Source organism: Deinococcus humi, assembly GCF_014201875.1.
GTDB classification, from domain to species: Bacteria; Deinococcota; Deinococci; order Deinococcales; family Deinococcaceae; genus Deinococcus; species Deinococcus humi.
The window spans coordinates 217882-229981 of sequence record NZ_JACHFL010000004.1; the positions used below are offsets into that span (position 1 = coordinate 217882).

At 66.0% G+C, this 12100-nt stretch carries 9 protein-coding genes; 6 read left to right on the plus strand and 3 right to left on the minus strand.

Going from position 1 to position 12100, the window contains the following annotated elements:
* Positions 1–48 precede the first annotated feature (48 nt).
* Positions 49–1245, minus strand: a complete 1197-nt coding sequence (locus tag HNQ08_RS10015; protein ID WP_184130935.1) for a trans-sulfuration enzyme family protein — start codon at positions 1243–1245, stop codon at positions 49–51.
* A gap of 95 nt (positions 1246–1340) precedes the next feature.
* On the opposite strand from HNQ08_RS10015, the gene HNQ08_RS10020 reads away from it, so the two are divergent.
* The 3 genes from HNQ08_RS10020 (at position 1341) to HNQ08_RS10030 (ending at position 5206) form a co-directional block, all read left to right on the plus strand.
* Complete coding sequence (locus HNQ08_RS10020; protein WP_184130937.1) at positions 1341–2036, plus strand: PucR family transcriptional regulator; 696 nt, start codon at positions 1341–1343, stop codon at positions 2034–2036.
* Between the two features lie 105 nt (positions 2037–2141).
* Positions 2142–3518 (plus strand): aminotransferase class III-fold pyridoxal phosphate-dependent enzyme, encoded by a 1377-nt coding sequence (locus HNQ08_RS10025; RefSeq protein ID WP_184130940.1) that lies wholly within the window; start codon positions 2142–2144, stop codon positions 3516–3518.
* A gap of 179 nt (positions 3519–3697) precedes the next feature.
* Positions 3698–5206 (plus strand): CoA-acylating methylmalonate-semialdehyde dehydrogenase, encoded by a 1509-nt coding sequence (locus tag HNQ08_RS10030; protein WP_184130945.1) that lies wholly within the window; start codon positions 3698–3700, stop codon positions 5204–5206.
* On the opposite strand, the gene HNQ08_RS10035 is transcribed toward HNQ08_RS10030, so the two are convergent.
* Positions 5203–5826, minus strand: coding sequence for a uracil-DNA glycosylase (locus tag HNQ08_RS10035; RefSeq protein WP_184130947.1), 624 nt, complete (start codon positions 5824–5826; stop codon positions 5203–5205). The two genes, HNQ08_RS10030 and HNQ08_RS10035, sit on opposite strands and share 4 nt — an antisense overlap.
* A 40-nt stretch (positions 5827–5866) precedes the next feature.
* Positions 5867–7993, minus strand: coding sequence for a molybdopterin-dependent oxidoreductase (locus HNQ08_RS10040; protein ID WP_184130950.1), 2127 nt, complete (start codon positions 7991–7993; stop codon positions 5867–5869).
* A gap of 320 nt (positions 7994–8313) precedes the next feature.
* On the opposite strand from HNQ08_RS10040, the gene HNQ08_RS10045 reads away from it, so the two are divergent.
* From HNQ08_RS10045 to HNQ08_RS10055, 3 genes are all read left to right on the plus strand, one after another.
* Positions 8314–9825 carry an ATP-binding cassette domain-containing protein gene (locus HNQ08_RS10045; RefSeq protein WP_184131515.1) on the plus strand — a complete coding sequence of 504 codons (1512 nt, stop codon included), beginning with the start codon at positions 8314–8316 and terminating at the stop codon, positions 9823–9825.
* Entirely contained in the window at positions 9822–10823 is a 1002-nt protein-coding gene (locus HNQ08_RS10050; RefSeq protein ID WP_184130953.1) for an ABC transporter permease, read from the plus strand. Before HNQ08_RS10045 ends, HNQ08_RS10050 begins: the two co-directional genes overlap by 4 nt.
* A gap of 206 nt (positions 10824–11029) precedes the next feature.
* Complete coding sequence (locus HNQ08_RS10055) at positions 11030–11983, plus strand: ABC transporter substrate-binding protein (protein ID WP_184130956.1); 954 nt, start codon at positions 11030–11032, stop codon at positions 11981–11983.
* Positions 11984–12100 lie beyond the last annotated feature (117 nt).

A 12100-nucleotide genomic window follows, 5' to 3' on the forward strand; every position in this document is an offset into this window, starting at 1 on the left:
GATCAGGCTAGCGGAAGTGGGGTCCGGAAGTGCGCAAGAGCGGCCTGGCTACGCCAGCTCACCCACCCGCACCTTCTCCAGCGCAGCCAACACGTCCCTGACCAGATCGTCCGGGTCCTCGATGCCTACGCTCAGGCGGACCAGGCCCGGCGTGACGCCGTGACGCCGCAGGGTTTCCTCTCCCAGCAAAGCGTGGGTGGTGCTGGCCGGGTGACAGGTCAGGCTTTCCACGTCGCCCAGGCTGACGGCCTGCGTGAACAGCTTCAGGCTGTCCAGGAACGTCATGGCGGCCTCCGCGCTGCCCAGCTCCACACTGACCAGACCACCAAAGGCCCGCATCTGCTTCTCGGCGACACTGTGGCCGGGGTGGTCCGTCAGACCGGGGTAGTACAGCGCCTCGATGGCCGGGTGGCCCCGCAACGCGGTGGCCAGCGCCATCGCCCCGGCGCAGTGCGCTTCCATCCGCAGTGGCAGAGTTTTCATGCCCCGCAGGAACAGGTAGCCCTCGAACGGCCCCAACGACGCGCCGACGTGCCGGAGTCCCACACCGCGCAGTTCCATCATCACGTCTGATGGGCCGGCCACCACGCCACCGATGGCGTCGCCATGTCCGCCCAGGTATTTGGTGGCGCTGTGCATGACCAGATCGACGCCGTGTTCGATGGGCCGCGTCAGGTACGGCGTGCTGAAGGTGTTGTCGGCCACCGTCAGCGCGCCCACCGTTTTTGCGGCCCGCGTCACCCGCGCCAGATCGAAGATCCCCAGGCGTGGATTGGTGGGCGTTTCCAGCCACACCAGCCGGGTGTTCGGGGTCAGCTTGCCTTCCAGATCGGCCTCGTCGTGGGCCTCGTGGACGGTCACGCCGAACTTGCTGGCCACCTCCAGCAGGAAGCCTTCGGTGCCGCCGTACAGGGGCGCCAGGAACACGACCTCGTCGCCGGGTTTGAGCAGCGTCATGGCGATGGCCGACACCGCCCCCATGCCGCTGGCAAAGGCCACCGCGTCCTGCGCCCCTTCCAGATCGGCGAGCTTTTCTTCAAAGGCGCGGACGGTGGGGTTGGTCACGCGCGAGTAGAAGTACCCGCTCTCCTCGCCCGCGAACAGGCGCTGACCGCGTTCGGCGCTGCCGTAGGCGAAGGTGCTGGTGGCGTAGATGGGCGTGGCGTGCGCGCCGGTGGCCGGGTCGATTCCCTGCCCCGCGTGAACGGCGCGCGTGCGAAAGCCGCGTGACTGTGAATTGGACATGCTGCCATCTTAGGTCAGAGCGCCTAACGGGCGTTCGTTTGGAACGGACGGGCCTGGACGGGGCCATGGGGCAGGGTGGCCGCTAAGCTGTTCGCATGCTGCCCACCCTGGCCGAGTTGCTGCTCCTTCCGGCCTTCACGGGGGCGGAGGTCAGGAGCGGCCAGGCGCGGTTGGGGGCGCCAGTCACCTGGGTCCACGTTTCCGAGATCAGCGACGCCGCCCGCTTCCTCAGCGGCGGAGAGCTGCTGCTCAGCACCGGAACGCCGCTGGCCGGGGGCGACGGCGGGGCGTACATCCGCTCGCTGGCCGGGGGCGGCGCGCACGGGCTAGCGCTGGAACTGGTGCGCGAGGTACGGGAAGTGCCACCCGAAGCCCTGGAGGCGGCCCGCGAGACCGGTTTCCCGCTGATCGTCTTCCGGCAGGAGGTGAGCTTCGCGGAGCTGACCCGCGCCGCCCACGCCCGCATTCTCAGGCCGCCTGTCGCCGCGCCGCCCTCGCTGTCTCCGGTGACTGACGCCCTGAACGAGACAGGCCGCGCCGCCGACTTCGTGGCCGCGCACCTGGGGGCGGTGCTGGCCCTGCCGCCGCGCCCGCGCCTGATTCTGCTGGACACGCTGGGGGCGCTCCTGGGCTGCAACTTCAACGTGGCCGAGGCCGCCCGCAGCCTGGGCGTGCGCCGTCAGACGGTGTACTACCGCCTGGAGCAACTGCGGGCCATGCTGGGCGATCTGAACGATCCCCGGCGGCAACTGGGCCTGCTGCTGGCGCTGGACCTGTCTAGGGACCGCTAGCCTCAAGGCTTTTTTGGACACCCTGTCTCTTGAGTCAAGCACCCGGGGAGGAGGACAATGGACGGCAGCCCACCTGTTCCAATCCTTTCGCCCGGAGGTTTGTCCATGACCAGCACCGAAGAGCGCCCAGCGGTCCTTCCCGAGCCTGTCGCATCGGCCTACGACATCGCGCAGCAGAACCGCGAGTACACCATGTTCTCGTGGTCTGTGCAGGGTGGCGCCCTGCCACCCGTAATGACCGGCGGCAGGGGCAGTCACTTTTTCGACGGTGACGGCCACTCCTGGCTCGACTTTTCCAGCCAGCTGATCAACCTGAACATCGGCCACCAGCACCCGCGCATGCTGGAGGCCATCAAGAAACAGGTGGACACCATGTGCTTTGCCGGGCCGTCCTTCGCCACCGAGCCGCGCGGCAAGCTGGGGCAGAAGCTGGCCGAGGTCACCGGGCTGGCCAAGACCTTCTTCACCCTGGGCGGCAGCGAGGCCAACGAGAACGCCATCAAAATTGCCCGCCTGGTCACAGGCCGCGACAAGATCATCACCCGCTACCGCAGCTACCACGGGGCGACGATGGGCAGCATGACTGCCTCGGGGGACCCACGCCGCTGGCCGGTGGAGCCGGGGGTGCCAGGAGTGGTGCGCGTCTTTGATCCGTACTGCTACCGCTGTCCCTTCGGCAAGACGCCGGATTCGTGTGGCCGTGAATGCGTCTCGCACATCGAGGAAGTTATTCAGATGGAGGGGCCGGACTCCATCGCGGCGATTCTGGTGGAAGGCATCACCGGTAGCAACGGCCTGCTGGTGCCGCCCGACGACTATTACCCCAAACTGCGGGCGCTGTGTGACCGGTACGGCATCCTTCTGATCACCGACGAGGTGATGAGCGGCTTCGGACGCACCGGCAAGTGGCTGGCGACCCAGCACTACGGCATCAAGCCCGACATCGTGACCTGCGCCAAGGGCCTGACGAGCGGGTATATGCCACTGGGCGCGTGCATTGTCAGCCAGCCCATTGCCGACTACTTCGACACACACATGCTGTGGGGCGGCCTGACGTACAGCGGCCACCCGGTCTGCTGCGCCGCCGCCGTGGAGAATCTGGCGATCTACGAGGACGAGGGGCTGTTCGAGAACGCGCTTGAGCTGGGCGCCTACCTGGGTCAGCGGCTGGAAGCCATGAAGGCCAGATACGCCTGCGTGGGAGACGTACGTTACAAGGGGCTGTTCTCCGTGCTGGAACTGGTGCGCGACAAGGGAACGAAAGAACCGCTGGCCCCGTTCGGCGGCACCTCGCCGGAGATGGGTCAGCTGGCCGCACACCTGCGGAACAAGCACGTCTACGCGTACAGCCGCTTCAATTTCCTGTGGGTCTGTCCACCGCTAATCATCACCAAAGCGGAGCTGGACGCCGGACTGGCCGTGTACGAGGAGGCGCTGGCGCTGGTCGATACGCTGATCGCGGGCGGGGTGGCTGCGGACTAGGGGACCAGGAAGGTTCACGTCACCCACCGTCCCCAGCCGCCACGTGGCAGCCCCGCATCAAGAGGGGCCAGAACGGATCAAAGCCCCGATCTTTTCGCTCCGTCAATACGGGGGAGGGTTGAGGAGGGGACAAACGGCATTTGTCCGGCCAGCTCCCTGGACGAAGGAGAGGTAACCCCATGACCGCCACCACAGAAAAAACCATCACCCTGACCCACTGGCTCAACAATGCGCCCGCTGAGGGGAAGTCGGGCCGCACCGCCCCCGTCTACAACCCGGCCACCGGGCAGGTTCAGGCACTGGTTCCGCTGGCGAGTAGAGACGAGATAGACGCCGTGGTAGAGATTGCTACTGCCGCCGCTCAGCAATGGCGGTCCAGTTCCCTCAGCATGCGCTCGGGCGTGATGTTCAAGTTCCGCGAACTGCTCGCGGCGCGGCGCGAGGAGCTGGCCCGCATCATCACGCGCGAACATGGCAAGGTGCACAGTGACGCGCTGGGCGAGATCGCGCGCGGGCTGGAGAACGTGGAATACGCCTGCGGCATTCCCAACCTGCTGCGCGGCGGCTATTCCGAACAGGTCAGCACCGGCGTGGACGTGTACAGCATCCAGCAACCGCTGGGCGTGGTGGCCGGCATCACGCCATTCAATTTCCCCGCGATGGTGCCGCTGTGGATGCTGGCAAACGCGCTGGCATGCGGCAATGCCTTTATCCTCAAACCCAGCGAGAAAGATCCGTCTGCCGCCAACTTCATGGCCGAACTGCTCAAGGAGGCCGGTCTGCCGGACGGCGTGCTGAGCGTCGTTCATGGAGACAAGGAGGCCGTGGACGCTCTCCTGGAGCATCCTGGCATCGCCGCCGTGAGCTTCGTCGGCAGCACACCGATCGCCAGGTACATCTACGAGAAAGGCACCGCCCATGGCAAGCGCGTGCAGGCGCTGGGCGGAGCGAAAAACCACATGCTGGTGCTGCCCGACGCGGATATCGGGATGGCCGCCGACGCCGCCGTCTCTGCCGCTTACGGGTCGGCGGGCGAGCGCTGCATGGCCATCAGCGTGCTGGTGGCGGTGGGCGACGCGGGCGACAAATTGATCGACGCCATTCGGGAGCGCTTGCCTGCCCTCAAGATCGGCCCCGGCGACGAACCGGAGAGCGAGATGGGGCCGCTGATCACCCGCGAACATCGGGACCGGGTGGCCGGCTATATCGCCTCCGCACAGGAGCAGGGCGCAAAAGTCGTGGTGGACGGACGTGAGACCCGATTTGACGGCGACGGATTCTTCCTGGGCGTGTCGCTGCTGGACGACGTAAAACCCGGAATGAACGCCTACGACGACGAAATCTTCGGCCCGGTGCTGTGTGTAGTGCGGGCGGACAGCTACGCCGAGGGCCTCAAGCTGATCAACGACAACGAGTACGGCAATGGCACGGCCATCTTCACCCGCGACGGCGGCGCGGCGCGGCAATTCCAGTTTGACGTGGAAGTCGGCATGGTGGGCGTGAACGTCCCTATCCCGGTGCCTGTCGCGTACTACAGCTTCGGCGGCTGGAAGGCCAGCCTGTTCGGCGACACCCACATGTACGGCCCCGAAGGCATCAAGTTCTTCACGCGCAGCAAGGTGATCACCTCGCGCTGGCCGGATCCGGCGAGCAGCAAGGTGGATCTGGGGTTCCCACAGACCCGCTAAGAAGCTGCGTTTTTCGCCAGTAGCCGCGCCTCCACCAGCGCCGAAAGCGCCCGTACCGGGGCCTGCGGATCCGTGGCGAAAAAGCGTGGGCTGGGATGCGGGCAGTTCATGGCGGGCAGGGGGCGGGGCAGTTCAGGCTGAACGAACCGCCAGCCGCTCTGCGCCTTGCCGCCCACCAGCACCACCACCCGGAGTTCAGGCAGCAGCGTCAGCAGTTCCAGGGTGGCCGGTGTCGCCGCCCTGACCTGCATTGCCGTGGGCGTGACCACTCCGCCCGCACTGAGTTGCCACGGCACGATGTTCCACATCAGGCAGCGCTCGCGGCTGATACCAGCCAGCTTCAGCAGGCAGCTCAGGTTCTCGGCGGTGCGGTCCGGGTTGTCGGGGGAGGCGAAACCCGTCTGCGCGACTTTCGGCCCCGGCGATTCCAGCAGCAGCAGGATCTCACTGTGAATGCCGCCGCTTCTGGGATCGAAGTGGGGAAGGTCCAGCCGCTCGCCTAGCATCTCACCTGCTCGCAATCGCTCCGCGAAGGCCGTCAGCGGCGCGACATGGGGGTCCTGAAGCTGGGCGCGGCGGGCCGCAAGGGTCTCGGGATCCGCCAGCGTCCGGGTCTGCACCCCCCAAGTCTATCGGGAGAGGGCAGGGGTAAAACGTCGGTCAGTCCGCCGCGCTCTGCCCGCTTTCCGCCGCGTGCAGCGTGATCGGCGTGCCGTTGACGGCCGCGTTGCCGGTCAGGGCGTCCACCCGCTGCGAATCGGTCAGGTCGTTCAGGCTGACACCCGCATGTTCGGCGGCCACCCCCAGGCGTACGCCCGCGCGTGAGTGGCCGAAGCCGTGCGGCAGACTGGCGACTCCTGGCATCAGCGTGTCGGTCAGTTCCAGCGGCACGGTCACCGCGCCCACACGAGAGCGAACCACAATGTCCTCCCCGTCCGCAAACCCGGCAGCGTCGGCGGGGTTGAGTTGCAGGGTGCAGCGGCCCGGCCCACGCATCAGCCGGGGGGTGTTGTGCATCCAGGAATTGTTGCTGCGAAGCTGCCGCCGCCCGATCAGGACGAGGGGTGGGGGCGTGACCTCCAACGCCGCTTCCAGGCGCGGCAGATCCGCCAGCATGGGTGTGGGCGCGAGGTTAACACGACCCGAGGCGGTCAGCAGGCGTTCGGGGAAACAGGGTTGCAGCGGGCCGTAATCAATTCCGTGCGGGTTGGCCTTCAGCTCGTCCACACTGGTCGCGTACGGGCCGTGGCGCAACCCCAGATTCAGCTTCTGCTCCGGCGTGCTGCCCGCCTTGCCGGTCAGGCGTTCGGTCAGGCCCATGAAGATCTGGAAGTCGAAGCGTTGGTCTTCCGCGATAGGAAAGACGGGCAGCGAGTAGCGAGCTGTGTTCTGCACCGCCAGCAGGTGGAAGGTGATGTCGTAGTGGGCCACCTCCAGCCCGAAGGCCGGGGGCAGGATGACGTGGGCGTGGCGAGTGGTCTCGTTCAGGTACGGGTCTATGCTGACCATGAACTCCAAGCCGGCCAGCGCATCGTCCAGCGCCGCGCCATCCGCCGTGGACAGGACCGGATTGCCCGCCACGGTAACAAGCGCCCGGATCTGACCGTCGCCGGGGGTGGTCATCTCCTCGGCCATGGTCACGTTGGGCAGCTCGCCGTCGAATTCGGGCAGGCCGCGCACGCGCGAGGTGTACCGTCCGTGGTAGATCGCGCCCTTTTTAGCACGCGCCAGCAGGTCGTAGGCAGGCCGGGTAAACATGGCACCGCCCTCGCGGTCCAGGTGGCCGGTCACGGCATTCAGAACATTGATCAGCCACTGCGACAGCCCACCGAACTCCTGAATGCTCAGGCCGATGCGCCCGTAGGCCACGGCGCGTTCGGCGACGGCAAAGTCGCGCGCCAGCGCGCGGATGGTTTCGGCGGCAACCCCGGTCAGCCCTTCCACACGTTCGGGAGTGAAGATCCGGGCCGCGTCCTGCACGGCGTCCAGCCCATCAGTCAGGTTACTCAGGTGGCCCAGCCGCGCTAGCCCCTCGGCAAAAATGACATTCAGCAGCGCCAGCAGCAGGTAAGCGTCCGTTCCGGGCCGGATGAAATGAAACTCGGTGGCGTGTGCCGCGCTCTCGGTGCGGCGTGGGTCCAGCAGCACCACCCGCCCACCGCGCTCGCGGATGGCCTTCAGGCGCCCCCGGACATCCGGCGCCGTCATGATGCTGCCGTTGCTGGCCAGGGGGTTGGCACCCATCATCAGCATGAAGTCGGTGCGGTCGATGTCGGGAATGGGCAGCAGGAAGGGATGGCCGAACATCTCCGCGCCCGCGAAGTGGTGGGGCAACTGGTCGATGCTGGTGGCCGTGAAGCGGTTGCGGCTGCCGATGGCCCGCACCAGCCCTCCCGCCGTGAGCAGCGTGCCGCTGTTGTGCACGCTGGGATTGCCCTGAAAGGTGGCCACCGCGTCCGCCCCGTGCTGCTCGCGCACTTCTCTAAGGCGCGCCGCCACGTAATCGAGCGCCTCGTCCCAGCCCATCTCGACCCAGGTGTCGCCGTCGCGCCGCATGGGCCGCTTCAGTCGGTCCGGGTCCGCGTGCAGGTCAGGCAAGGCCGTTCCTTTGGGGCAGATGTGGCCCTTGCTGAGCGGGTCGAGCGGATCACCGCGCAGATCCGTGACCCTGCCGCCTTGGACGGTGATCTGCAGGCCACAGATGGCCTCGCACAGGTTGCAGGCACGGAAATACACACCGTCGGTGGGCAGGGGGGCGACGGCAGGGGCAGGTGTGGCGTGGATCATGGGCGAACCTCCAGGGAAGTGGGACGTCGACAGTCTGGCATACCGCCGTGACCCGTCCGCAGGAGCGGTCACAGCGCTGGCCTCTGCGGCACGTCCAGCGACGCCCCCGCTCAAAGCAGTGACAGGGGGAAAACGATTTCGACAGATCACGCCAACGTGCTACATTTGACACATTCAAAACTGCTGTTCGCTGCTGTCCACGTTGTCGTGACCTCCACCTCTCCCCTATTTCTGGAGACTGCTGTGCCGATCTGGAACGTTGACCATCCTCTCGATCTTCAGCGCTGCCTGTGGGCACAGGAGGCGCGCATTTGACCGCCGTGCCTGCCGCCATCGCTTTCCGCAAAGTCACCAAAACCTTTGGCCCGGTGGAAGTCCTGCACGGTGTGACCTTCGACATTGGGACCGCCGAGATCCACGCACTCATCGGCGAGAACGGAGCGGGCAAGAGCACGCTGATGAAGATTCTGGGCGGCTACCAACCTCAGACCTCCGGCGAGATCGTGCTGACCGGGCAGCCCGTCAGCTGGCGCAGCAGCCGGGACGCTGAGGCCCGCGGCGTGGTGCTCATTCACCAGGAATTCAATCTGGCAGATGACCTGAGCGTGGCGCAGAACATCTTCCTGGGCCGCGAACTGGGCGGCGCATTCCTGAACGACGCCGCGATGAACCAGCAGGCCGCCGCCGCCCTGACGCGGCTGGACGTGCAGCTTGACCCCAGAACGCGTGTGCGTGACCTGAGTGTGCCGCAAAAGCAGCTGGTGGAAATTGCCAAGGCGCTGGCCCGCGACGCCCGCGTGCTGGTCATGGACGAGCCCACGGCCACACTGACCGTCCGCGAGACGGAGGTGCTGTTTGCCCTGATCCGGCGCCTGCGGGACGACGGCGTGACGGTGCTGTACATCAGTCACAAGCTCGGCGAGGTGGTGGAGCTGGCCGACTCGGTGACGGTGCTGCGTGATGGCGAGGTGGTCTTCAGCGGCCCGGCAGCGGGGAAAACGCCGCACGATCTGGCCAACCTGATGGTGGGCCGCGAGCTGGAGGAGATGTTTCCGGACGTGGGGCAGCCCACCCAGAACGAGGCGTTGCACGTCGAGGGACTGGAGGTTCCCGGCTGGGCGCACGACATCACCTTCACCTTGCGTGCAGGCGAGGTTCTAGGATTCGCCGGGCTGGTGGGTTCCGGGCGAACCGAACTGTTCGAGGGCTTGCTGGGCCTGCGCCGGCACACGGTTCGGCAGGTGCGCGTGGCAGGCCGTCCAACCCGCATTGACAGTCCCGGCAAGGCCGCAAAGGCGGGCGTCGTGTACCTCAGTGAGGACCGCAAGGGCAAAGGGCTGCTGGTGGACTTTCAGCTTCGGCCCAACCTTACCCTCATGACGCTGGAGGAGTACGCACGGCCCCTGCTGAACATCGGCGCGGAGCAGCGGACGCTGGAAGGGGCGGTCAAGACCTACGGCATCCGCACGGGGCGGCTGGATGTGGCCGCCAGCGCGCTCTCGGGCGGCAACCAGCAGAAGCTCGCCCTCGCCCGCATTCTGGAAGTCAACCCCGACGTGATCGTGCTCGATGAACCGACACGCGGCGTGGACGTGGGGGCCAAACGCGAGATCTACCTGCTGGTTCAGGCGCTGGCGGCCTCCGGCAAGGGCGTCATTGTGATTTCCAGCGAGCTGACCGAACTGCTGGGCCTGTGCCAGCGCCTGCTGGTGGTGCGGGAAGGCCGCATCGTCGGCAATCTGAGCGGCCAGGAACTGACCGAGCAGGAAGTGATTCAGTACGCCACCGGCTTGAAAGTCAACGCTCCCACTCTGGAGGCAGCCCCACGATGACCGAATCCCGCGCCGAGATTCCCGCCCGATCCACCCGCCCGCCGCTGCTTTCACGCCTGGGCAGTCTGGGGCCGCTGCTGGGGCTGCTGGCCCTGATGATCGTGGCCACCGCACTCAACAGCGACTTTCTGACCGTGTCCAACCTGTCCAACGTGCTGACGCGCGCCTCGTTTATCGGAATTATTGCGGTAGGCGCGACGTTCGTGATCATCTCGGGCGGCATTGACCTGTCGGTGGGTTCGATGGCCGCGCTGATCGCCGGTTCCATGATTCTGATCATGAACGCGCTGGGCGGAGACGGTGGTGGCGGCGGCGTCATCGCGATAGGCATGCTGTGCGCCCTCGCCATCGGCGCAGGGGCGGGACTCCTACATGGCACCTTTATCGCGCGGGGCCGCATTGAGCCGTTCATCGTCACCCTGGGAACCCTCGGCATCTACCGCGCGGTCCTCACCTACCTGTCGGAGGGGGGCAGCATCTCGCTGAACAACACCCTCAGCGACGCCTACAGCCCGGTGTATTACGGCAAGCTGCTGGGCGTACCGATTCCGATCGTGGTGTTCGCGGTGGTGGCGCTGCTCGGCGGACTGATCCTGAACCGCACCCGCTACGGCCGCTACGTGCAGGCCATTGGCAGCAACGAGCAGGTGGCGCGGTACGCGGCGGTGGACGTGAACCGCGTCAAAGTCATCACCTACATGATCCAGGGCATCTGCGTGGCTCTGGCGACATTGCTGTACGTGCCGAGACTGGGGAGCGCCAGCCCCAGCACCGGCATCCTGTGGGAGCTGGAGGCGATTGCCGCCGTGATCATCGGCGGCACGGCCCTCAAGGGCGGCTCCGGACGCATCTGGGGCACGGTGGTGGGGGCCATGTTGCTGCTCAGCATCGAGAACGTGTTGAACTTGACCTCGATCATCAGCGTGTACCTGAACGCCGCCGTGCAGGGCGTGGTGATCATCGTGGTGGCCTTCCTGCAACGCGGAAAGCGGTCATGATCCGGAGAACGCAGCTCCGTCCAGGGAACTTCAGGAGGCCATGCCCGCCTCTCCTTTCAAGGGCAGGGCGCAGGCCGATGACCTGCAACCTGTCTGAGCTCAGCTCTGTGAGCTCCACCGGACCGCCACAGCTGAGTGCCTTCTGACCGCGCCGCGTCCCTCCACCCGCCCTGTCCGCAGAACGCCACAGCACGAAGGAGTTCATCATGTCGCAAACCCTGAAAAAATTCGCGGTTCTTTCCATCTCGCTCCTCGCCTCCGCCGCGCTGGCGCAGACCAAGCAGGTGATGGGCGTGTCCATTCCCTCGGCAGACCACGGCTGGACGGGCGGCGTGGTGTACTGGGCCAACGAGACGAAAAAAGAGCTGGAAAAGATGTACCCGAACCTGACCGTGATCGTGAAGACAGCCAAGGACGCCAACGAGCAGGCCAACCAGATTCAGGACATGTACACCGTCAACAAGATCAATGCTCTGGTGATCTTGCCGCAGGAGAGTGCCCCGCTGACTCGTCCCGTCGCCAACCTCAAGGACAAGGGCGTGTTCACGGTGGTGGTGGACCGGGCGCTGACCGATCCCAAGGCGCAGGACGCCTACGTGGCCGGAGACAATCCAGGGCTGGGCCGGGTCAGCGGCGAGTACGTGGGCAAGACGCTGGGTGGCAAGGGCAACGTGGTGGTGCTGCGCGGCATCGCCACCGTGATCGACAACCAGCGCGTGGACGCTTTTGACAAGGTGATGAAGGAGAAATACCCGGGCATCAAGATTCTGGACCGGCAGTACGCCAACTGGAACCGCGACGACGGCTTTAAGGTCATGCAGGATTACCTGACCCGTTTTCCCAAGATTGACGCCGTCTGGGCGCAGGATGACGACATCGCCGTGGGCGTCCTCAAGGCCATCGAACAGGCCGGGCGCAAGGACATCAAATTCGTGCTGGGCGGCGCTGGCATGAAGGAAATGATCAAGAAGGTGCAGGACGGCGATCCGCTGATCACCGCCGACGTGACCTACCCGCCGAACATGATCCGCGACGCCATGCTGCTCACGGCCAAATCCCGCATGACGAAGACGGCCATGCCCAAGACCACCATCATTCCCAGCGTGCTGGTCACCAAGGACAACGCGGCCAAGTTCTACTTCCCCAAATCGCCTTTCTGAGCACTGGCGCCGTAGGCGCGCAGTCTGAAGGTCTGAACGCCGGGGTACGGTGACCGTCCGCGGAGGCGGCGTTTAGACCTCATGCCCTCAGACCGTCCCACCGCAGCGCGCCGACTC

Coding starts and splice junctions, on each gene's coding strand:
- HNQ08_RS10030 (WP_184130945.1), top strand. CDS start 3,698: ATGACCGCCACCACAGAAAAAACCATCACCCTGACCCACTGGCTCAAC.
- HNQ08_RS10015 (WP_184130935.1), bottom strand. CDS start 1,245: ATGTCCAATTCACAGTCACGCGGCTTTCGCACGCGCGCCGTTCACGCG.
- HNQ08_RS10050 (WP_184130953.1), top strand. CDS start 9,822: ATGACCGAATCCCGCGCCGAGATTCCCGCCCGATCCACCCGCCCGCCG.
- HNQ08_RS10020 (WP_184130937.1), top strand. CDS start 1,341: ATGCTGCCCACCCTGGCCGAGTTGCTGCTCCTTCCGGCCTTCACGGGG.
- HNQ08_RS10055 (WP_184130956.1), top strand. CDS start 11,030: ATGTCGCAAACCCTGAAAAAATTCGCGGTTCTTTCCATCTCGCTCCTC.
- HNQ08_RS10025 (WP_184130940.1), top strand. CDS start 2,142: ATGACCAGCACCGAAGAGCGCCCAGCGGTCCTTCCCGAGCCTGTCGCA.
- HNQ08_RS10040 (WP_184130950.1), bottom strand. CDS start 7,993: ATGATCCACGCCACACCTGCCCCTGCCGTCGCCCCCCTGCCCACCGAC.